Origin of the sequence: Paraburkholderia sp. BL18I3N2 (assembly GCF_003001875.1) — a bacterium.
Lineage (GTDB): Bacteria > Pseudomonadota > Gammaproteobacteria > Burkholderiales > Burkholderiaceae > Paraburkholderia > Paraburkholderia phytofirmans.
In genome coordinates this window covers 26,208-49,424 of the sequence record NZ_PVNC01000003.1, presented here as the reverse complement: position 1 = coordinate 49,424, position 23,217 = coordinate 26,208, and the positions used below count along the sequence as shown (strand labels likewise).

The 23,217-nt window shown below is 59.7% G+C and carries 22 protein-coding genes and 2 pseudogenes; 12 read left to right on the top strand and 12 right to left on the bottom strand.

Features of this window, described 5'->3' with window-relative positions; all coding sequences use genetic code 11:
* Nucleotides 1–35: 35 nt before the first annotated feature.
* Nucleotides 36–464 (top strand): hypothetical protein, encoded by a 429-nt coding sequence (locus B0G75_RS09790; protein ID WP_146142494.1) that lies wholly within the window; start codon nt 36–38, stop codon nt 462–464.
* Here B0G75_RS09790 and B0G75_RS09785 read toward each other — a convergent pair.
* On the bottom strand, nt 423–1,391 hold the full coding sequence (locus B0G75_RS09785; RefSeq protein ID WP_106303882.1) for an SDR family NAD(P)-dependent oxidoreductase: 969 nt from the start codon (nt 1,389–1,391) through the stop codon (nt 423–425). The two genes, B0G75_RS09790 and B0G75_RS09785, sit on opposite strands and share 42 nt — an antisense overlap.
* A 447-nt stretch (nt 1,392–1,838) precedes the next feature.
* Nucleotides 1,839–2,315, bottom strand: a complete 477-nt coding sequence (locus B0G75_RS09780; protein ID WP_258194319.1) for an NAD(P)-binding domain-containing protein — start codon at nt 2,313–2,315, stop codon at nt 1,839–1,841.
* Nucleotides 2,316–2,347: 32 nt separating this feature from the next.
* On the opposite strand from B0G75_RS09780, the gene B0G75_RS09775 reads away from it, so the two are divergent.
* A complete protein-coding gene (locus B0G75_RS09775) occupies nt 2,348–2,947 on the top strand; it encodes a TetR/AcrR family transcriptional regulator (RefSeq protein WP_258194318.1) in 600 nt (199 codons plus the stop codon).
* Nucleotides 2,948–3,323: 376 nt separating this feature from the next.
* Here the strand turns inward: B0G75_RS09775 and B0G75_RS09770 are convergent, their stop codons facing one another.
* The 4 genes and pseudogenes from B0G75_RS09770 to B0G75_RS09755 all read right to left on the bottom strand — a co-directional run bounded on the left by B0G75_RS09770 (nt 3,324) and on the right by B0G75_RS09755 (nt 9,096).
* A complete protein-coding gene (locus B0G75_RS09770) occupies nt 3,324–4,766 on the bottom strand; it encodes an aldehyde dehydrogenase family protein (RefSeq protein WP_106303873.1) in 1,443 nt (480 codons plus the stop codon).
* Nucleotides 4,767–4,798: 32 nt separating this feature from the next.
* Nucleotides 4,799–5,983: a fumarylacetoacetate hydrolase family protein gene (locus B0G75_RS09765; RefSeq protein WP_106303870.1), complete on the bottom strand. Its 1,185-nt coding sequence runs from the start codon at nt 5,981–5,983 to the stop codon at nt 4,799–4,801.
* Between the two features lie 68 nt (nt 5,984–6,051).
* On the bottom strand, nt 6,052–7,287 hold the full coding sequence (locus tag B0G75_RS09760) for a porin (RefSeq protein WP_106303867.1): 1,236 nt from the start codon (nt 7,285–7,287) through the stop codon (nt 6,052–6,054).
* A gap of 377 nt (nt 7,288–7,664) precedes the next feature.
* Nucleotides 7,665–9,096, bottom strand: a pseudogene (locus tag B0G75_RS09755) (MFS transporter).
* A gap of 86 nt (nt 9,097–9,182) precedes the next feature.
* Here B0G75_RS09755 and B0G75_RS09750 point away from each other — a divergent pair.
* The 5 genes from B0G75_RS09750 (at nt 9,183) to B0G75_RS09730 (ending at nt 13,642) form a co-directional block, all read left to right on the top strand.
* Nucleotides 9,183–9,536 carry a helix-turn-helix domain-containing protein gene (locus B0G75_RS09750; RefSeq protein WP_146142492.1) on the top strand — a complete coding sequence of 118 codons (354 nt, stop codon included), beginning with the start codon at nt 9,183–9,185 and terminating at the stop codon, nt 9,534–9,536.
* Nucleotides 9,533–10,342, top strand: a complete 810-nt coding sequence (locus B0G75_RS09745) for a 2-keto-4-pentenoate hydratase (RefSeq protein ID WP_106303864.1) — start codon at nt 9,533–9,535, stop codon at nt 10,340–10,342. The genes B0G75_RS09750 and B0G75_RS09745 overlap by 4 nt, the downstream gene beginning before the upstream one ends.
* 12 nt (nt 10,343–10,354) lie before the next feature.
* Nucleotides 10,355–11,245, top strand: coding sequence for a fumarylacetoacetate hydrolase family protein (locus tag B0G75_RS09740; RefSeq protein WP_106303860.1), 891 nt, complete (start codon nt 10,355–10,357; stop codon nt 11,243–11,245).
* Between the two features lie 29 nt (nt 11,246–11,274).
* Nucleotides 11,275–11,970 (top strand): hypothetical protein, encoded by a 696-nt coding sequence (locus B0G75_RS09735; RefSeq protein ID WP_106303856.1) that lies wholly within the window; start codon nt 11,275–11,277, stop codon nt 11,968–11,970.
* 100 nt (nt 11,971–12,070) lie between these two features.
* Nucleotides 12,071–13,642 (top strand): UxaA family hydrolase, encoded by a 1,572-nt coding sequence (locus tag B0G75_RS09730; protein ID WP_106303853.1) that lies wholly within the window; start codon nt 12,071–12,073, stop codon nt 13,640–13,642.
* 331 nt (nt 13,643–13,973) lie between these two features.
* Here the strand turns inward: B0G75_RS09730 and B0G75_RS09725 are convergent, their stop codons facing one another.
* The 5 genes from B0G75_RS09725 to B0G75_RS09705 form a co-directional block, all read right to left on the bottom strand.
* Nucleotides 13,974–15,002 (bottom strand): alpha/beta fold hydrolase, encoded by a 1,029-nt coding sequence (locus tag B0G75_RS09725; RefSeq protein WP_106303850.1) that lies wholly within the window; start codon nt 15,000–15,002, stop codon nt 13,974–13,976.
* A 23-nt stretch (nt 15,003–15,025) separates the two neighbouring features.
* A complete protein-coding gene (locus B0G75_RS09720; protein WP_106303847.1) occupies nt 15,026–16,045 on the bottom strand; it encodes a Gfo/Idh/MocA family protein in 1,020 nt (339 codons plus the stop codon).
* 131 nt (nt 16,046–16,176) lie between these two features.
* Nucleotides 16,177–17,013, bottom strand: a complete 837-nt coding sequence (locus B0G75_RS09715; protein WP_106303844.1) for a shikimate dehydrogenase — start codon at nt 17,011–17,013, stop codon at nt 16,177–16,179.
* Nucleotides 17,014–17,145: 132 nt separating this feature from the next.
* Nucleotides 17,146–17,598, bottom strand: coding sequence for a cupin domain-containing protein (locus tag B0G75_RS09710; RefSeq protein WP_106305537.1), 453 nt, complete (start codon nt 17,596–17,598; stop codon nt 17,146–17,148).
* A 114-nt stretch (nt 17,599–17,712) separates the two neighbouring features.
* Nucleotides 17,713–19,146 carry an MFS transporter gene (locus tag B0G75_RS09705; RefSeq protein ID WP_106303841.1) on the bottom strand — a complete coding sequence of 478 codons (1,434 nt, stop codon included), beginning with the start codon at nt 19,144–19,146 and terminating at the stop codon, nt 17,713–17,715.
* An 86-nt stretch (nt 19,147–19,232) separates the two neighbouring features.
* Here B0G75_RS09705 and B0G75_RS09700 point away from each other — a divergent pair, with 86 nt between their 5' ends.
* Nucleotides 19,233–20,039 (top strand): IclR family transcriptional regulator, encoded by an 807-nt coding sequence (locus tag B0G75_RS09700; protein WP_106303838.1) that lies wholly within the window; start codon nt 19,233–19,235, stop codon nt 20,037–20,039.
* Nucleotides 20,040–20,164: 125 nt separating this feature from the next.
* Here the strand turns inward: B0G75_RS09700 and B0G75_RS09695 are convergent, their stop codons facing one another.
* On the bottom strand, nt 20,165–20,764 hold the full coding sequence (locus B0G75_RS09695; RefSeq protein WP_258194312.1) for a TetR/AcrR family transcriptional regulator: 600 nt from the start codon (nt 20,762–20,764) through the stop codon (nt 20,165–20,167).
* 96 nt (nt 20,765–20,860) lie between these two features.
* Between B0G75_RS09695 and B0G75_RS09690 the strand changes: the two genes are divergently transcribed.
* The 4 genes and pseudogenes from B0G75_RS09690 to B0G75_RS09675 all read left to right on the top strand — a co-directional run bounded on the left by B0G75_RS09690 (nt 20,861) and on the right by B0G75_RS09675 (nt 23,215).
* Nucleotides 20,861–21,826, top strand: coding sequence for an NAD-dependent epimerase/dehydratase family protein (locus tag B0G75_RS09690; protein WP_258194310.1), 966 nt, complete (start codon nt 20,861–20,863; stop codon nt 21,824–21,826).
* A complete protein-coding gene (locus B0G75_RS09685; protein WP_258194309.1) occupies nt 21,823–22,173 on the top strand; it encodes a DoxX family protein in 351 nt (116 codons plus the stop codon). Before B0G75_RS09690 ends, B0G75_RS09685 begins: the two co-directional genes overlap by 4 nt.
* Before the next feature lie 70 nt (nt 22,174–22,243).
* Nucleotides 22,244–22,600 (top strand): annotated as a pseudogene (locus B0G75_RS09680) (integrase); the annotation flags it as partial.
* Between the two features lie 150 nt (nt 22,601–22,750).
* Nucleotides 22,751–23,215 (top strand): GFA family protein, encoded by a 465-nt coding sequence (locus tag B0G75_RS09675; protein ID WP_106303826.1) that lies wholly within the window; start codon nt 22,751–22,753, stop codon nt 23,213–23,215.
* Nucleotides 23,216–23,217 lie beyond the last annotated feature (2 nt).

The window sequence follows — 23,217 nt, the reverse complement described above, 5'->3', positions numbered from 1 at the left end:
TTGCTCGTGTCGTGGCAACGGCGGCCGAAACACGGTTGTCGAACGCGATCGGCCTGACGCTCGCCGAGGGATCCGTCGGTTCCGGTTTCGACGAGACCCGCTATGACGTTGGCATCGTCCAGGCGTGGATCCATGTCACGGCGCTCGTCGAGCGACCCATTGGCACTGTGGGGCGGCTACTGTTGCCGCGCCGACATTTCTCCCCGCATGAGTTCATCGACTACGCGCTCGATTACCTGAGCGACGAGTTCGCGTCCGGGACCGGTATCTGTGAAAAAGACGTCGACGGGTCGACTCGGCAGCAGCTTGTGGCGGCTTTTTATGACAGCGCCGTCTTGGCGAGCGTGGTTGTCTCTTTAGCTCAGAAACGGCTGGCACAATCAAGAAGCGCGGGACGACCCGAGGTCATGCCCTTGATCATCTCAGGACGCGGCGTTGATCAACTGCTCGCTCTTCGCCCATAAAAGGCCGGCCTTCTCAACGTCGAACAAATACGATCGCGCGCCGTCGGCAAACGGGTTCTCCTTGTCGTTGATCGGTGCGACCGAGCAGTCTTCGAGATAGCGTCCGCCGATCTCGGCTTTGTCCGCCACGACTGCGGCCCACACCGATGTCGCCGCTGCTTGAGGAATTTCTTTCAGCTCGGGCGGGGGCAGACCTGCAGCGGCGCGCGCTTTGCCGACGGTCTCGAATAGACCCTGCAAATCTTCCTGAGAGAAATGACGCGGGAGGTCAGTGAGACTGTTTCCAGGCATCACCGACGCAGCCCGAACGCCGCGACTGCGATGTCGTCGATCGAATTCGACTGCGAATAGAGCGTTGGCTGTCTTTGACCGGCCGTAGGCGACAAACGGGTCATAGGCCTGATGCTCGAAGTTCGGATCGTCCAGGTCGACGTCTGCGACGCGATGCGCTTGTGACGACAATACGACCAGGCGCCCGTTATCGACGAGCAGCGGATCGATCCGGTTAACCAAAGCAAAATGGCCAAGATGATTGGTCCCGAACTGAAGCTCAAAGCCATCGGCCGTCCGACCAAATGGCGTTGCCATGATGCCCGCGTTGGCGATGATGGCACGGAAGGGGCGGCCGTCAGCCAGCAGCTTGTCGGCACAGGCGCGCACGCTCTGCAACGATGCAAGATCAAGTTCGATCAGCTCCAGGCTACCGCCGGCTTGCAGCGCGGCGTCACGGACAGAAGCAAGCGCCCGTTCAGCTTTGGCAAGGTCCCGGACGGCACCGACGACGCTGGCACCGTGAGCAACCAGTGAGCGTGAGGTTTCGAGCCCGATGCCCGATGATGCACCTGTGACAAGAAAGCGCTTTGCCTTGAGATCGACTCCGGAGAGCAGTTCATCGGTGGTCGTCTTCGCACCAAATTTCTCGGTCATTTCTTTTCCTTGGGTTTCGTGTTTATTAAAGGCTTTGATCTTCTTCTGGCTGATCCTCACGTACCGACGAGCGCTTTCGGCAGTACAGGATCCAGCACGTTGAAAGATCACATTGGTGCCTTGGCCAGCGGGTTAAAAGCCAGACAGGGTGACTGGATGCCCACGCCCTCCAACATCGGAAGTATTTCATAACATTCATTACGATAACGAACGTTACGTTATTGGACGTGAGGCTGTCAAGCGGTCCGTCGTCGAAACGTCGATTGATGTCAGGTTGGGATGAGCCGTCGCGCCATCGCAAGATCGGCCGCGAGTTCTGAGCGCGTCTGGCGTTCCTGCTTCCATGCGGGCTGACCGGGGGCACTGTGCCAGGAGTCGATCAGCGAACTGTTGTCGACGGTGTCGAGGCGGAACTGGTCACATACTCGCGTCTCTAGTGCAATGGCTTCAGGAAAGTCGCTCAAAGCAGAAGCGCAAGACGGCCGGGGAACCAGGGAGTGCGTCCAGGCTGATACTCCTGGCAGCATGGATGTGTGTGAAAGCCTTCAACACCTTGGAGGCGGCAAGTTTCGTCTGGCGAAGCTGGCGCACGGACTTTTCGCCGGAGTGAACGATCGGGTAGTGACCGTCATGCCAGATCATGTAGTTGTCCGTGTTCAGCACGATCTTGCCCGCGAGTGCTTCCACAGGCATGTCATTGACGAGCTTGAGCGGGACGGCCACGACAACGAAGTCGGCCGCCGCAGCAGCCTCGACAGCAGTGGCTGCACGTGAGGACGAGCCCATTTCGTTGATGAGATTCTTCAATGTGTCGGGGCCTCGCGAAGAAGGCGGTGAACTGTAACGTATGTTACGATAACGATCGGTATGATATTCGGAAAAGGTCGTTGATTGATCACGACCGTTACGAGAAAAGCGAGGCAAGCTGAGTTATGGGACGTCACCGCGAATTCGATGTGGATCAGGCGCTGGACGCGGCAGTGGGCGTGTTCTGGAGCAAGGGCTACGAGGGCGCGTCGTACGCGGACCTGACGCAGGCCACGGGTGTCGAGCGTCCAGCGCTTTACTCGGCGTTTGGCAACAAGGAGGACTTGTTCCGTCGAGCGCTTGAGCGTTATTACGAGCACTACCTGGATTTTTTCTCGACGGCACTGGAGCGGCCGACTTCGCGAGAAGTGGCCGAGTACATTCTCAAAGGCACGGCCGAACTCAACACCCGTTATCCGGATCGCAAGGGGTGTCTCGGCGTCCATGGTGCTCTCGCGGTCTCGGACGATTCAGAGCCCGTCCGCCGTGCGGTCATCAAGGCGCGCGCAAACGGAGAAGCGTCGCTGCGCGAGCGGCTCGAACGGGCGCAGCAGGAAGGGGATTTGCCAAAGACAGCCAACTGTGCCGCTCTGGCCGCGTACGTGTGCGCCGTGGCCCACGGCATGGCGGTTCAGGCGAAGGCCGGCTTCGGTCGTGACATGCTAGAGGCTGTTGCCGAGCAGGCGCTCTCGACGTGGCCCGCCGTCGCGCGTAGTAATCGGAAACGCAAATCATCTTCTGCCACCTGATTTGCTTCGGCACGATGCTACGGCGCACGGTGCGCGAGACTGATGACGCATGCGTTGTTCACGTCCGGTGGTATCTCAGACCGGCCATTTCCGTCAGTGCCTTGCGACAGGCGGCCGGACGCCGGCTGAGCACCGCCGGCTCGTTCATCCATTCAGCACCGGACCGTGTTCGGCTATAAACGGCCTTTCTCGGTAACCTGCAGCCGTCGAATGTTTTCTCGATGGAACTGTTTGTTTACGCATGTCAACTGTCGAGTAACCGGCTGACGGGTCGCCGGGTACCGTTCACGTCTGCCGTGCAGTCGTGTTAAGTGCAGGCAGGGCTCCAGCACTTCTTACGAGGCTGCCAGTTCTCGCCCGCTCTTTCATCGCTTGCTCAAACGTTCCCAGGAGCGACGTAAGCGGTTTTCACGGTCGTATAGAACTCGCGCGCATAGGTGCCCTGTTCACGGGGACCCAGGCTCGAACCTTTGCGGCCGCCGAACGGAACGTGATAATCGACGCCCGCGGTCGCCGTATTGATCATTACCATACCGGCCTGTACGTGACGCTTGAAATGACTCGCATGAGCCAGCGACATGGTGCAGATGCCAGCGGAAAGGCCGAATGGCGAATCGTTGGCTACGGCAAGCGCTTCCTCGTAATCCGCGACCTTGATGACGGTAGCGACAGGACCGAACACCTCCTCCCTGTTGATCGTCATCCCCGGGGTCGTGTTGGTCACGAGAGCGGGTGCGAGGAAAAATCCTTCGGTTGCCGAAGGAACACGACCCCCGCCAAACACCGAACCACCTTCGGTGAGTGCGACTTCGATATAACGCTCGTCCTGTTCTAGCTGTTTGGCATCGACAACGGGACCGATCTGCGTCGACGCATCCAGCGCGTTACCAATCTTGAGACTGCGCATGCGCGCCTGCATGGCCTCGACAAAGCGGTCGTGGATGCCGCTCGTCACGATCAGGCGGCTAGATGCTGTACAGCGCTGGCCGGTGGAGTAGAACGCACCGTTGATGCACGCTTCGACGGCGACGTCGAGATCCGCGTCGTCGAGCACGACCATTGGGTTCTTGCCACCCATCTCGAGCTGGAACTTCTTCCCGGTGGCGACGCATTTCGCTGCGATCGCCTGGCCGGTCCCAACCGAGCCGGTGAAGCTGATGGCATCCACGTCGGCTGACTTGACGAGTGTTTCTCCGACGATCGAACCATTGCCCATGACGAGATTGATGACGCCCGCCGGAGCGCCTGCTTCATCGAGGATGTTGACAAGTTCCCATGCGCTGCCCGGCACGAGTTCCGCCGGCTTGATGACCACGCAGTTTCCATAGGCGAGCGCGGGCGCGATCTTCCATGCAGGAATAGCGATCGGGAAGTTCCACGGCGTAATCAGACCGATGACACCCACCGGTTCGCGTGTGACTTCGACCGTCAGTCCCGGGCGAACGGACGGCAAAATCTCGCCGCCGACCCGCAATGCCTCGCCCGCGAAAAATTTGAAAATCTGTCCGGCGCGTCCCACTTCGCCGACTGCTTCGGCGAGCGTTTTCCCTTCCTCGCGTGCCAGCAGCTTACCGAGTTCGTTTTTGCGCGCAAGGATGGTGCTGCCGACCTGGTCGAGCAGGTCAAAGCGCTGTTGTGGGGTGCTGAGCGACCATGTGCGAAAGGCTGAGCGCGCAGACGCGATTGCTTTCTCTGTCTGATCTGCGCTGGCCCGTGCGAAATGGCCGATCACGTCGCTCGTGTCCGAAGGGTTCACATTAGGAGCGAAGTCGTTGCCATCGACCCATTCGCCGCCAATGAAATTCTTGAATTGTGTCATCGTAAATCCGTCAATGATTAATACTTGCTTGATCAACCGAGGTTCAGCAGCGAGCGCCCGGCGAGGTTGGCGTACAGCGCACGCACGCCGAATGTCCACGGAGCGATTTCGGTCGACAGCCGCACGGTGTTGACGAGTGCGCCAAGCGGAGGGGCGCTGATCGTCACGCCGTCGCCGAGGTGATGCGTAAAGCCGCCACCCGGCGCATCTCGATCCTTGATCGGAGAGAACATCGTGCCGAGGAACAACATGAAGCCATCGGGATATTGATGGTGCTTGCCCCAGGTCTGACTCACCAGATCAAGAGGGTCACGGCTGATCTCCCGCATATGGCTGACGCCTTCGAGCACGAAGCCGTCGTCGGTACCTTCGACGCGCAACGAAACACTTGTTTCCCGGATCGTGTCCAGCGTGAACCGTCCGTCGAACAGGCGGACAAACGGACCGATCGCGCATGAGCCGTTGTTGTCCTTGCACTTGCCCAGCAGCAACGCGGAGCGGCCTTCGATGTCGCGCAGATTGACGTCGTTACCCAGTGTGGCGCCCACCACCTCGCCTTTACTGTTGACTGCGAGGACGATCTCCGGCTCAGGGTTGTTCCACTTTGAAGCAGGCAGCAAGCCGATATCGGCACCGAGTCCGACTGAGGACATAGGCTGCGACTTCGAAAATACCTCTGCATCGGGGCCGATTCCGACTTCCATGTACTGCGACCATGCACCGCGTCGCTGCAGTTCTTCCTTGAGCTTGACGGCAGCTTCTGAGCCGGGCTTGATCTTCGACAGATCGGTGCCGATCAGACGCGTGATCGCAGCGCGCACTTCCTCAGCCTTCGCAGGCTCGCCGCCTGCCTGCTCTTCAATGACGCGTTCAAGGAGGCTCACGGCGAACGTCACGCCACAGGCTTTGATGGGTTGCAGATCGCAGGGAGCCAGGAGGTAGGGTTCATCCTCTTTCCGTTGTGCCGCGACGGTGGCTTCGATCAGATTGCCGACATGACCCAGAGATTCGCCGGAAGCCTGCCTGACGAGTTCGACCAAATCCTGGCGATCGAAAAGATCGGACACGGTTGATGCGATGCGAGAGATATCGAATACTTCGCCGCCGCGAACCGCAACGACGCACGGTCCCGCGCCGTGTTTCGTTTGACGCCACACGCGGCCAACGAGCAGGGCGCCGTCGAGATCGTCAGGCAGATAGCTGGAATATGAGGTCATGTACGGATCCAATGTGCATTGAAAGTGTTGGCGATCGTAGCCGGAATAAGGATAAAACTTTGGTGATGCTAGAAGCGGTGGACGATACCCACGCCTGCTGCAAACATGCTGCGCGAGGACGAGGGAGCCGACTGGAAGCCGTCGCCGATTGATGCGGTTGCATCGATCTGACGGTTCGTCGCGCCTGCCGCCGTGAAGGTCGGCGTGCCGAGCGTCCGGCCGTTCGCGCGCTGGAACGCTTGAAGCGCGTAGAACCCGGTACGTTTGGACAACGCGTAGTACTGGGACAGGTTGAACTGGTGGTACGACGCTGCGTCGTCGATTCCGTTCGCCTTGCTCGCCCACGTGTAACTGTAGCCTGCAGCAAAGTCCCATGCCGTCGCGGGCTTCCAGTGCAGCACGGTGCCGGCGGTGTTGAAAACCTGCTCGTCGGTGAACTTCGACAGCACACCCGGGATGTACTGAACGTTTGTGTACGTCGCCGAGAGATCCCACGCGCTATTGAATACATAGCCGAGGCCGACCGCGAAGCGATTCTGCGCCTGCGCGCCCTGATAGCCGTTCGTCACCGCCGACACGCCCGACTGGCCGGCCGTATTCATCGTCGAATCCGCACCGTAGATGCCGCCGCCGACGGTCGAGTTGTTGATGCGTGAGAACGCAACCGTACCGCCGATCGGGCCTTGCTGATACTGGATCGCCGCCGACCATGTCGAACCGCGATACACGCTGTCCGGCACGCCTGCGAGCGAGTACGAGCCGCTGACCGTCACGCCGTAGAGCTTTGGAGACGTATAGACGATCGAGTTGTTCGCGCGGTAGATCGTGTCCAATGCGTCCAGATCACCCGGATGCGCGCCGAAGTAGCCCGTGAGCCAGTTGGTCGGGCTGTACGGCGCCATCAGTGTGTAGTAAGACGTGTACTGGCGACCCAATGTCAGCGTACCGAAGGTCTGGTTCGTCAGACCGATCCAGGCTTGACGGCCGAACATCGCGTTGGCGTATTGCTGCGCGCCGTTGTTGATGTTGAAGCCCGACTCTAACTGGAAGATGGCCCTGGTGCCGCCACCCAAATCTTCCGCGCCCTTCAGGCCGAAGCGGCTGCCCGCCCAGATGCCCGATGCCATCTTGACGTTCGAGCGACCACCGCTCGTCGAACCGAGCGAGGTCTGGCTGCTCTGATAAACGATCGAATCATCGACGATGCCGTACAGCGTGACGCTGCTTTGTGCGAACGCCGGCGCTGCGGCCGCGAATGCCATTACCGCGACGACGGCGGCCTTGGTCACGTCAAAAGTCCTCATAGCGTCTCCTATTGTGGATCAAGCGAGTTACGTCTGTTTAACGAGGTCGGCACCGACACCTTAAGTGCGCTGCTAATAGCCGCCGGTTACGTTTCGACTACATCGAAGCCGCATTCGCCAGCCTGCACGTCCTCGGATATATGAACTTGCGAATTAACTCGGGCACGCGATAAATCAGTAGACCGATATACCCGAGTTGGCGTGAATGCGCGCGTGCCCCAAGCTGCGCCGACCGATGGCGATCCGCCGGCGCACGACGAGGCGAGGACTCGTGCACATTCGAACCGGCGTCCGGCGCCGAGTTATACGTTTGCATGGATGTCCGATTTGCGTTGTGCCCAAGGAGCGATTACGCGGAGCAGGCGGCCGACGACGGTTTAAGACCGCACGTTGTGGGCAAACCCGGATTCAGCGGCATTCTTGCTCGTCGCGACCATCGACTCACTGCGCAGGCGTTCATATTCGGCCGTTGGTACAGGAATAGCGTTGCGGTCGCCGAGCTCGTCAAGGCGGATACGGTACGTTTCCCGAGTGGTGAACGCGGCGAACGCGGCGATCAGACAAATGCCGAATGTGAGAAAACCGATCTTCAATGGGATGTTGGTGGACCCAGGGGGCGCGACTGCGACGAAAAGTGCGGGGATCAAGGCCGATAAGGTCGTCCCGACATTCTGTCCGATGGCCATTCCCGTCACGCGCACTCGCGGTCGGAAGAGTTCTGGGAACAGGCTTGGGAACACACCGTTGAAGCCTTGGTAGGCGATGCCCCACATGAGCGTGGAAAAAATCAGCGAGAGCCAGAGGCTGTGAATGCTGATCGCGTAGAGGAAGCCGAAGGAAAGCAGGCCGGCGCTCAAGACCCCGACAAGTACTGGCGGCCTGCGGCCAATCCTGTCTGAGAGACTGCCGACGAAAGGAATCAGTAGGACCGAACAGACGTTACCGAGAACCGGAATCCAGAGATAGACACCGGCGGGAAAGCCGATACCGTACGCCGGCTGTACCGCGTACGCAGTGCCGAACACCGTAGCGAGAAACACGACGACGGCGGTGAGCGCCATGCAGACGACGCAAAACATCGCCCCAATTCTGTCGCAGGACTTCGGCGACCGGTGAGGCGGGGACCTGACCGTGAGCTCGCTCCTCGGCAAAAGTGGGGGTTTCCTGAACCCGGCGGCGGATGATGTAACCCACAATGATAACGACAACGCTGAACAGGAACGGAATCCGCCATCCCCAGGAAGCGAACTGGTCCTTCGGCATGAAATGCGCGAGGGGCAGGAAGACCCCAAACGCCAGAAGCTGCCCAGCCTGAGACCCCTGGATGGTGAAGCTCGTAAAGTAGCCGCGCCGACCAAACGGTGCATGTTCAAGAATCATGGAGCTGGCACCGGAGAGTTCTCCTGCGACGGCGAACCCTTGAACGAGCCGGAGAATGACGAGCAGCACCGGAGCCCAGATGCCGACCTGCCGATACGTGGGTAAAAGTCCCACGCACATCGTGGAAATGCCCATCAGGAACATGCAGAAAATCAACACCGTCTTTCGACCGTGCCGATCGCCGACGTAGCCGAGCACCATAGCGCCTACCGGGCGGGCGACATAGCCGACACCGAAAGTCGCCAGTGATGCAATGATCGCGACCGTCGGATTGCCAGAGGGGAAGAAAAGTTGCGGAAAGACCAATGACGCTGCGGTCGCATAAATGAGGAAATCGTAGTACTCAAGCGCTGATCCAATCCAGCCGCTGGCCGCTGCTGTTTTCGATTGGCGCAGGCGATTTACGTCAGCTGGGGTGCTTCGATTCATAACTTGTCTCCGTCTTCGATTGACTTTTCTGTGCGTGTTCTCTATTGTTGTAACACAGTTCCACTAAGAACAATGTTATCAACACTATGAGAGTTGTCAAGGGCGCAGTTGACCGTTCACTGCAAGTCATCGAGTTGTTCGCACGTGAAGCACGCTGGATACGCATGTCCAACGTCAGCGGTGAACGCGAACTGGAGAACGGCCCAACCCATCGAGTGCTTGCGGTGCTGTGCGACCAGGGCTGGGCTAAACGGGACAAACACACATCCCAGGACTGTCTGACTTTGAAGCTTTCCGAGCTCGGTCAGCGGTACTTGCGTGGGCTCGGCTTGCCGGGGCTGGTGCAGCCCATCCTCGATGCGGTGGCGGCGCAGTGCCGGGAACTGGTTCGTTCTGTCAGGCGCTGTCGAAACAGCACTGACAAAGGTAGGGCGGCATGAACGCGCCAGCTGCAACACAGGGCGCCAAGGCTATCGCCAGTCCGCGTGCAGAGGCAGCACGCATTCTTGTGACAGCGCGCCAAAAAGGCGAGCTCGTCGAGCGGCTACCTGTCGAACTGTTGCCTGCAAATGTGGACGACGGTTTTGCAATCCAGCAAGAGGTCAGCTACCAGCTAGGTCAGAGGATCGGCGCATGGAAATGCGCGCTTCCGCAGCAAGGCAAAGTCATCGCCGCGCCGATCTATGACGCTGATATCCATCGAGGCGGCGTATGTCGCATGAGTGGGCCTCCGCGTGCCTTTGTGCGGGCGGAACCGGAACTGGCCTGTCTGCTGAACCGCGACCTGCCCCCACGACGCGAAGCCTATAGCGAAGCTGAGGTGCTCGCCGCTCTTGGGCACACGCACCTCGCGCTTGAATTGCTAGGCAGTCGTTATTCGCATCCCGAAACGCTGACGTTCCCTGAACTACTGGCAGACGGCCTGTTCAATGCCGGCCTTGTCATTGGACCCCGCGTTAATTCGATCGAAGGCGCGACGCTGGCCGATCTCCCCGTCGAATTGGACATCAGTCTGGCCAGCGTCGGGGAAGAAGCAGTCACGTTCGCAGGCCGCCACCCTGATCGCAGCATACTGGCGCCGATCGTGTGGCTCATCAATTTCCTTCGTGTCCGCGGCCTCGGACTGCTTGCGGGCCAGGCTGTTATCACCGGCTCTTACGCGGGTGTGCTGGACTTGCCAATCGGCTGTGAGTTGCGTGTTGGCTTCGGCAACCTCGGCACATTGCCGATTACTTTTTTGTCTTGATAGGAGCATCAGATGCGTCTCGTCCGTTTCGGCCAGCCTGGCCAGGAGCACCCCGGCATCATCGATTCGCGCGGCGCGATCCGCGATCTGCGCGGCATCGTGAGCGACATTGATGGAACGACTGTCTCGCCAGTCGCTCTTGCAAAGCTGAGCCAACTCGATTTAGATCGTCTACCCGTCGTTGAAGCGGGCACGCGTCTCGGCGCCTGCGTCGGCAACGTCCGTAATCTCGTGTGCATTGGTCTGAACTACTCCGATCATGCTGCTGAAACTGACACGCCGATACCACGCGAACCTGTGGTGTTCAACAAGCATACGGGCTCCATCAGCGGCCCGAACGACCCGGTCGTCTTGCCCGCAGACGCGCAAAAGCTGGACTGGGAGGTCGAACTCGGCGTGGTGATCGGCAAACCCGCCTGGCAGATCGACGAAGCCGACGCGTTAGAACATGTGGCAGGCTACTGCCTCGCGAATGATGTTTCCGAACGCGCATATCAGCTCGAACGCGAAGGCCAGTGGACCAAGGGTAAAAGCGGATTTTCGTTCGCTCCGCTCGGACCGTGGCTTGTCACGCGTGATGAAATTCCCGACCCGCAGGTTCTGGACCTGTGGCTCGACGTCAACGGCACGCGTCGTCAGACCGGCAACACGCGGACCATGATCTTCAATATCGCGCACATCGTGACGTATCTCAGCCGCTTCATGCCTTTGATGGCGGGCGACGTGATTATTACGGGCACGCCTCCTGGCGTAGGCCTCGGTCAGAAACCGCCGGTTTTTCTCAAAGCAGGCGACACGATGACGCTCGGCGGCAGCGGACTCGGCGAGCAGACACAAAAGGTTGTGCAGTACGTGGATACACTCGGCGCGGCTTGGGGCCGCGGCGAGTATCCCTCGGCATAAGACTATTCGATTTGTTAAAGGGAGGAGATATGAGCCTTGCTGGAACTGGCGTCGTAGCAATCTGGCATGACCTGCTGCCGGAAGCGAAGGATGAATTCTACGAGTGGCACAACCGTGAGCACATGCCCGAACGCGCCGGGATACCCGGGTTCAGGCGCGGTCGGCGCTTCATAGCACTGGATGCAGGTCCTGAGTACTTCAATCTTTACGAGGCCGATACGGTCGAGGTTCTTGGCGCGCAAGACTACCTTTCTCGACTCAATACGCCGACGCCGTGGACCCGGCAGGTGGTCGCTTCCTTTCGCAGCGTCGCACGCTCAATCTGTCACGTCGCCTATTCGGACGGTGTCGGGCAGGGTGCCTATCTCATGACCGTGCGCTTCGACGTGCCTTCGGATGCGCGGGCAGACGTCGTAAAGGGTTTGCGTCAGCGCGTGTTGCCGTCCCTCGTGGATCTGCCGGGTATCACGGGCGTGCACCTGTGCCTTGCCGACGAAGCGATCAGCAAGGTGGAAACGGCGGAGAAGAAGGCGCGTTCGGAAGGCACGCAGGTACCTACATGGATCGTGTTAGTCGAAGGGTGCCGGTCGGACTATGTCCGTTCAGCGGTGGACCGTTTAGTTTCGGGACTCGCGGCGTTGCCCAAACCCGGCGCAACAGCACCGGATACGACGCTCTATCAACTTGAGTACACGCGCTGTAAAACGCCCTGGAGCGCTGGCTAAGCGGTCAAGCGTTGTCCGAGGACCGCTGCACGGCCGTTCGCGCGAATCATAATAACCAGACGCGACTGGTCTTTCCCTTGAGAAACGTAGGAGTAGTGCCATGTCGTTGAATATTGCCGACACGTCCGAGCCATCCACTGCGTCGATGTCGGCTCGTGTCATACGGCTCAATCCTGCCGACGATGTTGTTATCGCGCTCGAACAGCTTGTTTCCGGCACGGTGATCGACAAAGAAGCGGTGACGGTTTCAGGACTGATTCCGCCCGGTCACAAAGTGGCGACACGTGACATCCGTCAGGGCGAGGCGGTGCACCGCTACGGCCAGGTAATCGGCTTTGCGAGTCAGTCAATTCGCTCGGGGCAGCATGTACACACCCACAACCTCGCGATGGGCGACTTTGCGCGCGACTACGCGTTCGGGCAGGCTGCGCGTCCGACTGTTCCGTCGAATGAGCCGGCAACATTTTGGGGCATTGTCCGGGAAGACGGCCGTGTGGCCACACGCAACTACATCGGGATCCTCACCTCGGTGAATTGCTCAGCCACCGTTGCGCGGGCCATTGCTGATCATTTTCGCCGCGACATTCATCCAGATGAATTGGCCGCATTCCCGAACGTCGATGGCGTCGTGGCACTCACACACGGTTCGGGTTGCGCGATCGACTCTGAAGGCGATGGTCTGGCGATCTTGCAGCGGACGCTTGGAGGCTATGCATGCCATCCGAACTTCGCAAGCGTGCTGGTCGTCGGCCTCGGTTGTGAAACGAATCAGATCCCGCGACTTCTTGAGACGCAGGGACTCCGGGAACACGACCGCTTGCGAACGTTCACGATCCAGGACAGCGGTGGGACCACACTGACAATCGCGAAGGGTATCGAACTGGTTCGCCACATGTTGCCCGAGGCAAACAACGTGAGGCGGGAGCCGGTCAGCGCAAGTCATCTCACGGTCGGTCTTCAATGCGGAGGGTCGGACGGGTATTCTGGCATTACGGCCAATCCAGTGCTGGGCGCAGCCGTTGATCTGCTGGTGCGGCACGGCGGCACCGCGATTCTCTCGGAGACGCCCGAAATCTATGGCGCGGAGCACTTACTCACGCGCCGCGCCGCGACGCCCGAGGTGGGTCGAAAGCTGCTTGATCGCATCAGGTGGTGGGAAGCCTACGCGAATCGCCAAGGGGCGCAAATGAACAACAACCCGTCGGCGGGCAACAAGGCAGGGGGGTTGACGACCGTCCTTGAAAAATCGCTGGGCGGCATTGCGAAAGCCGGCTCTACCAATCTGACCGAGGTGTACGAATATGCTCAGCCAATCACGGCGCGCGGCCTGGTTTTTATGGACACGCCGGGCTACGACCCGGTGTCGGCTACGGGCCAGGTGGCCGGCGGCGCGAACCTGATCTGCTTCACGACGGGACGCGGTTCAGCTTACGGCTGCGCGCCCACGCCATCCGTCAAGCTTGCAACGAACACGGCACTTTGGCAACGACAGTCCGACGATATGGATCTGAACTGCGGGGAAGTGTTGGAAGGGAGAACGACGATCGAGCAACTGGGCGGAGTGCTTTTCGAATTGCTGCTAGATGTCGCTTCGGGGAACCGTACTCGCAGTGAGCTGCATGGTTACGGACAGAACGAATTCGTACCTTGGCAAATTAGCGCAATCATGTGAGCGCACATTAATATCATTCGAGCCTCGCAATGCTGCTAAGCCGACCGTGACTTCCCCGCGCCGTGTTTGCCTGGGGCCGGCCGGTGTAAGCAAGTAAGCGCGACTGAAAGGCTGCTCCGCATCGCACATCTGCCGCCGGGCATCCGGAGGTTAACCGTCTGCATCGGGTCTGTCTGGTGCAATGGCCGTCGCTCGGGTTGGCCATTCGGAGACGGTCGATGCCGCGTGGAGAGTGTCATAGCGGCGACCGTCTTTTTCAGACTGCCGGCTTCGATACCGGAGACAAAGACGTCTCTGAGCAGGCGCGGTGATCTGTAGGCCTATAAGGGCGTCACTCACCGATTCTGCGCGGCGTCGTTTGTAGCAGTTCGTGCAACTCACGCTTGTAGAAGCGAGCCAGTCCACTGGTGCCGTGGCCGCACGTGTCCTCGCTCGCAGGGATCAGAAGCAGCCGGCCGTTCGGGATAAGTTGCATCGCGCGCTCCATTAGGCCGGTCTCCGGCGGGTAGCGTTCGTCGTCAGCGGCGTTTATGGCCAGGACCGTAGCCTTGATGTTTTCCAGTCCGGGAGCCGCATTATAGCCGCGCGAGGCACCCCATTGATATAGAAAGTCGTTGGCATCCAATGTGAACGGCTGTGCCAACCTTGCGTCGACGTACTTGTCGGCCAGGTGGACCGTCGGCGCCTGCTTTTGGCAGGCGAGCGTCCCGCCGTTGGTGGCCAGCGCAAAAAAGGCGTTGGAAAAGCGCAAGGAACTTGGCTGGCTGATGTATTGACCGTCCCGGTACTCCGGGTCGTTTCGGACCATCTCGATGAGCATGCGGCGCAGCATCCAGTTGCGGCCGGACATCTCCGTCGGTTGCGACGCCATTGGCACGAGCGCATCCATAAACTCCGGATACCGCGCACCCCAGATCCATGCGTGCATGCCGCCCATCGAGTTACCGATCAGCAGGCGCAGGTGCCCGATGTTCAGATGCTCGGTCAATAGCCTGTGCTGCGCGAGCACCATGTCGTCGTAGTGGTAAGCCGGAAATCGTGTGCGCAGTCCGTCCGACGGTTTGGACGATCCACCGGCTCCGATCGCGTCCGGAAGGATGATGAAATACTTGTCGGCATCGAGCGGCTGTCCGGGACCGAACAGCTCTCCCGCGAAATCAGGCGTCAGCATACTGGCACCAGTGCCCGCCGTGCCGTGCAGGACTAGGACCGGCTCACCGGACGGGTCGCCGATGGTACGGTAGTGGAGCCTCAACTCCGGCATCACCTCGCCGGTGTTGAAGCGGAATTCGCGCGCGATCCAGTCCCCTTCCTTCGGCGAAGGGTAGTTGCCTGCATTGCAATGACCTGTTTGCAGCATGAGCTTGCGATCCGGGCAATCCGTCACTTGGGAATCGGCTCGAGAGTTTGAAGCGCACCCCCTTGCCTGGCCGATGCGTAGGCCGCATCCATGACTTGCATCATCAACTCTGCATCGCGCAATGACGCGATTGGCGTTACGCCAGTACGGCACTCGGCGAGTACCCGCTTGACGAACAAGGGGTAGTAGATGTCAGTTTCAAGCTGGAGGCGGCGGCTTCGCGTGCCTGCGGAAAGGTTGTTTCTGTCGCGTATCTCGATTCGGTCCGGGCCGGATTTCGCGTACATACGATCGGATGCCACAGTGAACGAGAATTCGCGCTGCTCGTCGGCGGTACTGGGAAAGCTGTATCCCGTTTCCACCAGGCCGATCACGCCGTCTTCGGTCTGCATGGTCAGCAGGGAATAGTCCTCAACCGCGCCTCGATGCGTTCTTGAGTTCATCGTCGCGGAGACTCGGACGATCTCCTTGCCAGTGAGCAATCTGAACATGTCGATGAAATGAGTAGCGACGTTGATCGTCGATCCGCCTCCGGAATACTCGGGATCGAGCGCCCAGCCGGCGCCTGCTGCTTCGTACCGGCTGGGTGGTCCCACGATGAACCGGAAGGACATGTAATTGAAATCCGACGGTATGCGCCCCTCGGCATCTTCGAGCGAGTTCAGCAATTCGCTCATTCGAAAGATCAACGGTACTGCGCAATAAAGATTGGCTTCCTCGGTCAGTGCACGAAGCCGGGTGACCTGCGACATGTTGATGCCACACGGTTTCTCCAGCGCGAACGGAATGTTTTTTGCGATCACGGCCTCTGCGAGCGCCGGCATTTCGGAATGCCGCCCGAACACAAATGCGAAATCGACTTGCTCGCGCTCCAGCAGTTCATAGGCCGACGAATACAACTTGCTGCCGAAGCGCGCGGCAATAGCCTCTCCCTTAACATGCTCTGCATCCGACACGGCGACCACTTCAATCCCCGGCGCCTCCAGCGCATCAAGATAGAGCGGGACATGCCAATGGCTGACCTCCAGCAAGGCGACTCTCATACGCATTCTCCTTTAAAAATTTTCAATCACTTCATGCTTCGAAAGCGAAACCGAACTTGCGGGCGACTGTCGGCGCTCGGGCGCTTTGCGCATATTTTTTGACTTGACCGTCAGGCATTCCTGCCCGGCGCTTATCGCGGGCCGTCGTCTGGTGCTGATCGTCCATTGGGGTGGTAATCGAAGCCCAGAAACCTGAGTGCATAGAAAGCCTGCCCCTGATGCATCGGGCCGCCGTCCTGCGTGCGGCAACCACGCGCTTGCGCGGCGCGGCGAAGCGGCGTTGGCTCGGCCGCATTGATGATGTCGACGACGATGGCGCCGGGCGCGAGCCGCTCCGGATCGACCGGAATGGCATCGTTCGCTCTCATGCCGAGCGGCGTGGCATTGATCACGACCTGGAATCCTTGCGGGTCGGGTGGCCCCGAACGAGCGTCGCATCGTGTTTCGGCGGCGACGGATGCCGCAAGGTCGCCAGCCCGGTTCTCATCGACATCAGATATGGTCAGCTTGCTGGCGCCAGCGGCTGCGACGGCAAATGCGATGGCGCTACCAGCGCCTCCGGCGCCAACGAGAAGCACGGACTTATTCGCCGGATGGTTGCCTTCCCACTGCATCCCAAGAACGCAGCCGACGCCATCGAATATCGCGCCAACCCAGCGTCCATCTGGTTCGCAGCGAATGACGTTGAGCGCCCCGACCTGACGGGCAGTCGGATCAAGTTCGTCGACAAGCGCGAGCATCCGTTGTTTATGAGGCATGGTGACCAGCACGCCGGACAGATTGCCCATCGCTCGCGCACCGCTGACGAAGGCCGGCAGATTTTCCGCGTTGACCCAGAACGGAACGCAAACCGCGTCCACGCGCTGTTCAGTAAAAAGCTGGTTCAATAACTGTGGCGACTTGGCGGCCGTTAGTGGATCGCCCACCAACCCATAAAGTCGCGTTTTTCCTGTGATATGTGGATCCATTGCTGCGTGGCCTTCGATGTTGACTGTTGACGCAGTCTTATCTGACTGCTCGGAAATTGGGCTTACTGAGGGCGGGATGGATCATGCGTTTTCAGACCAGGCCACTTTGATTACGAACCGGTGTAATGCCCGTCACTTCCATGGCGCCGGTGGCACGTCAAGATCCCAGGTCCCGTAGTGGGCGGGCTCGTTGATCTCGATGACCTCCAGGTCGTCGGAGCGCCACATGACGTTGTGCGGCACGCCGGCGGGCTGCGACAGACCCTCTCCGGCCTTGAGCGTCACGTCGCCTTCTACTCCCGCGAAACGGAACGTGACGGATCCGCGGAGCACATACAGGTAGTGCCCGGTCATGTCGTGCCAATGCCAGCCAGTAGGATCGGTGAACGGCTTCAGCGCACGAATGTGCTTCGCGCCGATGCGACCGTTAGTCACCGCGGCGAGTCCGAGGTCGCGGTACTCAGAATCGGCACGCAGGCCTTCCTGGTTCCAGGGCGCCTCGGCCGCGCTGATGCGCGCAAATGCGCTCAGAGATTGCGCGAGCTCGCGTGGGCCGTCGTAACGGGGGGTGTCTTCGTTGTGCATGTGCATACCCTATGTATAGCGTCAATGTGTTCGCAAGCGTCGCGTCGCTTCGGCTTGGCTCGTGCTGAGTTGCGCCAACACGATGGTCGCAACGAATACAGCCGTCGTAAAAGCCTACGAGCGAAGCTGTTTTGCGAGATCCTGCGCATCGGCATTTCTGGTCGTTCCGGCAATCGCTTCGCCGCGCAAGCGCTCGTACTCCGCTTTAGGGACGGGCACCGCATCGCGGTCGCCGAGATCGTTAAGGCGGATCCGATATGTCTCTCGCGTAGTGAATACAGCGAACGCGGCGATAAGACAGATGCCGAACGTTAGCAAGCCGATCTTCAGCGGAATGTTGGCGGTGCCGGGGGGCGCGACGGCTACAAAGAGTGTGGGCGTCAGTGCCGCAAGCGTCGTCCCAACGTTTTGTCCGATGGCCATCCCCGTCACGCGCACGCGCGTGCGGAATAGTTCTGGGAAAAGGCTCGGGAACACCCCGTTGAAGCCCTGGTAGGCGATGCCCCACATCAGCACCGAAAGAAGTATCGTGAGCCAGAGGTTATGGATGCTGATGGCGTACAGGTAACCAAAAGAGAGCAGCCCGGCGCTGAGCACGCCGGCAAGAACTGGCGGCCTGCGGCCGATTTTGTCAGAGAGATTGCCGACGAAGGGAATCAGTATGACCGAGCAGATGTTTCCGAGAACCGGAATCCAAAGAAAGACGCCAACAGGAAAGCCGATACCGTAGGCCGGCTGGACTGCATACGCGGCGCCGAACACCGTAGCAAGAAGCGCGATGACCGCAACGAGCGCCATGCAGACGACGCGCAAGACATCGTCCCAACTCTGTCGCAGGACCTCGACAACCGGTGAGGAGGGCACCTCGCCGTGAGCCTGCTCCTCGCGAAAAGCGGGAGTTTCTTCAACCTGGCGGCGAATGATGTACCCCATGATGATGACGACAAAGCTGAGGAGAAACGGGATGCGCCATCCCCAGGAGACAAATTGATCTTTCGGTAAGAAATGCGCCAACGGCAAGAAGACCGCTGCCGCGAGGAGCTGCCCGGCTTGCACCCCTTGTAGGGTAAAGCTCGCGAAGTACCCACGTCGGCCGAACGGTGCATGCTCAAGGATCATGGAACTGGCGCCGGAGACCTCTCCCGCTACCGCGAATCCCTGAATGAGCCGGAGGATGACGAGCAGCAACGGAGCCCAGATGCCGACCTGCTGATACGTGGGCAGGAGTCCCACGCCCATCGTCGAAAAGCCCATTAAACACATGCAGAAAATCAGTACCGTCTTCCGGCCGTGCCGGTCGCCGACGTGGCCGAGCACCATAGCGCCTATGGGCCGGGCAACATAGCCGACACCGAAAGTCGCCAGGGATGCGATGATAGCTACTGTTGGGTTCCGAGAAGGGAAGAAGAGCTGCGGGAAAAGCAACGACGCTGCGGTCGCATAAATGAAGAAATCGTAGTACTCAAGTGCTGAGCCAATCCAGCCGCTGGCCGCGGCTATCTTCGACTGGCGCTGACGATGGGCCTCAATCTGGGTGCTTCCACTCATGACTTGTCTCCGTCTTGGATTGACTTTTCAGTGCGTATTTTTTATTGTTGTAACACCGTTCCACTAAGAACTATATTACGTAAATTATGAGAGTTGTCAAGGGAGCAGTTGATCGTTCGCTTCAAGCCATCGAGTTGCTGGCGCGCGAAGCGCGCTGGATGCGAATGTCCGACATCGCAGTTCAACTCGAGCTGGAGAAAGGTCCGGCCCATCGGGTGCTTGCGCAGTTGTGCGAGCAGGGGTGGGCCGAACAAGACGAACAGACTTCCCAATACCGTTTGACCTTAAAACTTTCTTTGCTCGGTCAGCGGTATCTGCATGGGCTTGGTCTGCCGGGCCTGGTGCAGCCGATCCTCGACGAGGTCGCCGCCCAGTGCCATGAGCTGGTCCGGCTGACGGTGGTCAATGAAGGGACGCTTGCGTGGCTTGCCGCGTCTCAGGGCGCGGCACCGGGTCTCATGTATTCGCCGTCCATGCATAGTCCCATCACATTGCATGCGACATCAGTCGGAAAGGCATGGTTGGCGGCAATGTCGAATGACGAAGCCATCGGGTACGCATTGCGTGGAGGACTCGGCAAGCCCAACGGCGCGGGAACACCGAAGGCGATCACTAGTGTCGACCAATTGATACCGGAGCTCGAACTGACGAGGCAGCGCGGCTATGGTCTCGTCGTCGAGGAGGCGGAGCCAGGCGTCGTCGCTATGGCGGTGACCGTGCGTTCGCTGATTGACGGGGCGGTAGTCGGGACAATTAGCATCGCTGGACCGGTCTTACGGATCGCGCCGGAGCGTTACGACGCCTTCCACGCGCTTTTGCAGGAAGCATCCGCGAAGTTGGGAGCGGTCTGGCCGCGCGAAAGCGTCGATCGGCATGTCAATGACACGGCCTGAGCATGTTAGAAGTAACGCATCGAGCACCTCGGCCTGGCTGTATCCGTACCTTCGAGGCGGCAGGTCGCGTTTCATGGCCATTGCGTTTCGCATGCGGTTGCTCGACATCTTTATGCCGCATTCCTTTACCGAAGCGCGGCCGACACCGCCTCGTCGATCTGCAGCGCAAAGCGCGCTTCAACATCGGGCACCGTGTAGCCAATGGACAGTTCCAGATACGCGTCGCCGAGCACCAACTGAACGAATGTCGCCGCCCGCAATGCAGCAGTCGATTCGTCGAATCGCTTTCCCAGAATTCTTGCGGAGAAGACGCGCACGACCTTCGCACCATTTTCATAAAAGACCCGACCTAGCTCGGGAAGGCGCTCGGCCTCAGCCACGATGGCCCGGTAAAGCCTTAGATAATCCGGCTCGATAAGGCTTCGTGCCAACACCCATCCCAATTCGTGCAACTCGACTTCCGGTGATCCATCGGATTGCTCGTCCAGAGCGCTGGCGAGAAGTTCACCCACCTGAGCGCACATCGAACTCACCAGACCAACGAAGAGTGCTTCTTTCGACTTGAAGTGGCGGTAGACCGTCTGTTTGCCGACGCCCGCGGCCGCGGCGACATCGTCCATCGTTGCCAGGCTGAAGCCCTGGCTTAAAAAAACGGTTTTCGCGCCGTCGAGGATGGCGGACCGCTTACGGCGCTGCAGCGGGCTCAGGTCGGAGAAAGAGTTCATGTCCATGTCCGATAAATAGCAGATCGTCGCACGGTTGACAAGACTGACCAGTCTCGTTTACATTGAAGTCAAACGAGACTCATTAGTCTCGTTTTCGTGGTCGGTCAACTTCGCAGGCAATCCGTCGAGGAAAACGCTATGGAATTATTTATTACAGGTGGCACGGGCTACATCGGGCAAGCGGTCGCTCGTAAGGCAATCAGTCGGGGCCATCATGTGACGGCGCTGGTGCGCAACGACACATCGGTGGCCGCCAGCGCGCTCGCAGATCTCGGCGTGAAACTGCATCGCGGTGACCTGCACAGGCCTCAGTCTTTCGCTGCGATTGCCGGTGCCGCACATGGCGTGATGCACATGGCGTCGACCAACGATGCCTCCGCCGCTGCGGCTGACAAGGCCGCGGTTGATGCGATGCTTGCACATTTGCATCCGGGTGCGTCGTTCGTCTATACATCGGGCACATGGGTGTACGGCAACACGGAGGGCGCGGCCGCGACTGAAGCAACGGCGTTGAACCCGACACCACTCGTCGCCTGGCGTCCCGCAGTTGAGCAACACGTGCAGACGCTGGCGGCACGCCGCTCGATTGCTGCAGTGATCCTCCGGCCGGCGATGGTGCACGGTCACGGCGGCGGCGTCTTCGGCATGCTTGCCGGCATGGTCCGCCAGACCGGCAGTGTAAGAGTCGTCGGGGATGGTCGTAATCACTGGCCCGCCGTGCATGTCGATGATCTCGCCACAGGTTATCTGAGCGCGGTGGAGCGGGCGGCAAGCGGGGACGATCGAGTCACGGGACAGATCTTCAACGTTGTCGCGGAAGATGCCGTTGCCGTTGCCGAAATAGGCGAAGCGATTCGAGCCTCGATCGGCGCCGACCGCGTCGAATTCTGGCCGCTCGACGACGCGCGCAAATCGCTTGGACCATTTGCCGACGCATTGGCGCTAGACCAGTCGGCAAGTGGCCAGCACGCCCGGCGAGTTCTTGGGTGGGAGCCCTGCGGCCCCGGCCTGGTTGCGGACCTTTCTTCACAGAAGCACTTTCAGCAAAGCACCGGAGCATGACGATGGTGCTCACCACGGTATTTTTCGAATCGATCCTCGCGACGACTGTAGCGGTCCTGTTTGCGATTGCCGGAGCGGTTAATCTGGCAGGGCTCGGCACGGTGACGCGCGACTTTGCACGCTGGGGTTACCCGGCATGGTTCCGATTGTTTTGTGGTGCTCTCGAGTTGCTCAGTGCAGCACTTCTTTCTCGACAACAAACCAGAGTGCTGGGGCTAGCGCTGGCCGGTGTGATCATGACCGGCGCGCTCTTCACGTTGCTACGAAACAGGGAGCCGTTCCGGCATCTCGCCCCGGCGCTGATCTTCTCGGCTCTTGTCGTGGTTACAGTGGCGGTGCGCAGTTGAAGCCTCCTCGGCATCATGCGAGCGAGCCAGGGACGTTGAGCCAGGAAATCACACTGCGCTTTGCGAAGGTCCGTTGTTCGAAATCACTGAGCAGACTCGCGCGAGTGCTGAAGCCTGGATCCAGGCGGCGGGACTTTCGTCGGGCGACGATCTGTTTCAGAGCGGGATTCACGGCTCGCCGCATCTCTCGACACGTCAGTACGCTCGACTGGCCCATCGCTGGATCGGATCAATTGGGCTCGACGATACGGCTTACGGTACGCATCCGACGATGCGGCGAACGAAGGCGTCACTGATATACCGCCGCACCAGGAATCTGCGGGCGGTTCAGCTGCTGCCAGGACACACCAAGCTCGAAAGCACCGTACGGTATCCCGGCATCGAGGTCGACGATGCGCTTGAGATGGCGGAACAGACCGAGATGTGAAGTGCCAACGCCGGGCGGCGACGGGGCCTGTCCGGCCAGGAACGGCCGTTCGACAATCGTCGGCGGATCGTCGACAATTCTCGCTGGCTCACGCACGTTCCGGGCTAACAAAGTTTACCGTTTTTAATCTGCGGTATTTAGGAACCTTGTATGCCCGCACCCTATGCCGGTAGCTGCCTCTGCGGTCGGATCAAGTTTGAGCTCCGGCGCGAACCACTCACTTTTTATGTTTGTCATTGCACCACCTGTCAGCGAAGAACAGGCGGGGCTGCGCTGTCTGTGATGTGGGTCCGTCGAGGGGATTTACATGTCCTGGAAGGTGAGCCGATCATGCTGACGTTTGATTTTGGTCGCGGGCGGCAGCGGCGCAGCAAGGCATGCGCGGGCTGTGACACGCGGCTTTGGGCCGAGCCCATCGATCAGCCCGATCTGGCGATACTCAGACCAGGCACACTGCAAAACCAAAGCGAATTTTCCCCGATAGCGCACATATTCACCCGCAGCAAGCAGCCATGGTTTCTGATTCCAGATGGCATTCCTAGTTTTGAAGGAAGTGTCGGCGAGCAGGAAGAGTTGCTTCGCCTATGGCGCGAGCGGAAGATGGGCGGGCGCTAACG

Bases quoted from the DNA above. Each gene is read 5' to 3' on its own strand.
- B0G75_RS09785 (WP_106303882.1), bottom strand. From the start codon at position 1,391: ATGACCGAGAAATTTGGTGCGAAGACGACCACCGATGAACTGCTCTCC.
- B0G75_RS09770 (WP_106303873.1), bottom strand. From the start codon at position 4,766: ATGACACAATTCAAGAATTTCATTGGCGGCGAATGGGTCGATGGCAAC.
- B0G75_RS09765 (WP_106303870.1), bottom strand. From the start codon at position 5,983: ATGACCTCATATTCCAGCTATCTGCCTGACGATCTCGACGGCGCCCTG.
- B0G75_RS09760 (WP_106303867.1), bottom strand. From the start codon at position 7,287: ATGAGGACTTTTGACGTGACCAAGGCCGCCGTCGTCGCGGTAATGGCA.
- B0G75_RS09750 (WP_146142492.1), top strand. From the start codon at position 9,183: ATGAGAGTTGTCAAGGGCGCAGTTGACCGTTCACTGCAAGTCATCGAG.
- B0G75_RS09745 (WP_106303864.1), top strand. From the start codon at position 9,533: ATGAACGCGCCAGCTGCAACACAGGGCGCCAAGGCTATCGCCAGTCCG.
- B0G75_RS09740 (WP_106303860.1), top strand. From the start codon at position 10,355: ATGCGTCTCGTCCGTTTCGGCCAGCCTGGCCAGGAGCACCCCGGCATC.
- B0G75_RS09735 (WP_106303856.1), top strand. From the start codon at position 11,275: ATGAGCCTTGCTGGAACTGGCGTCGTAGCAATCTGGCATGACCTGCTG.
- B0G75_RS09730 (WP_106303853.1), top strand. From the start codon at position 12,071: ATGTCGTTGAATATTGCCGACACGTCCGAGCCATCCACTGCGTCGATG.
- B0G75_RS09725 (WP_106303850.1), bottom strand. From the start codon at position 15,002: ATGCTGCAAACAGGTCATTGCAATGCAGGCAACTACCCTTCGCCGAAG.
- B0G75_RS09720 (WP_106303847.1), bottom strand. From the start codon at position 16,045: ATGAGAGTCGCCTTGCTGGAGGTCAGCCATTGGCATGTCCCGCTCTAT.
- B0G75_RS09715 (WP_106303844.1), bottom strand. From the start codon at position 17,013: ATGGATCCACATATCACAGGAAAAACGCGACTTTATGGGTTGGTGGGC.
- B0G75_RS09710 (WP_106305537.1), bottom strand. From the start codon at position 17,598: ATGCACAACGAAGACACCCCCCGTTACGACGGCCCACGCGAGCTCGCG.
- B0G75_RS09705 (WP_106303841.1), bottom strand. From the start codon at position 19,146: ATGAGTGGAAGCACCCAGATTGAGGCCCATCGTCAGCGCCAGTCGAAG.
- B0G75_RS09700 (WP_106303838.1), top strand. From the start codon at position 19,233: ATGAGAGTTGTCAAGGGAGCAGTTGATCGTTCGCTTCAAGCCATCGAG.
- B0G75_RS09695 (WP_258194312.1), bottom strand. From the start codon at position 20,764: ATGAACTCTTTCTCCGACCTGAGCCCGCTGCAGCGCCGTAAGCGGTCC.
- B0G75_RS09685 (WP_258194309.1), top strand. From the start codon at position 21,823: ATGACGATGGTGCTCACCACGGTATTTTTCGAATCGATCCTCGCGACG.
- B0G75_RS09675 (WP_106303826.1), top strand. From the start codon at position 22,751: ATGCCCGCACCCTATGCCGGTAGCTGCCTCTGCGGTCGGATCAAGTTT.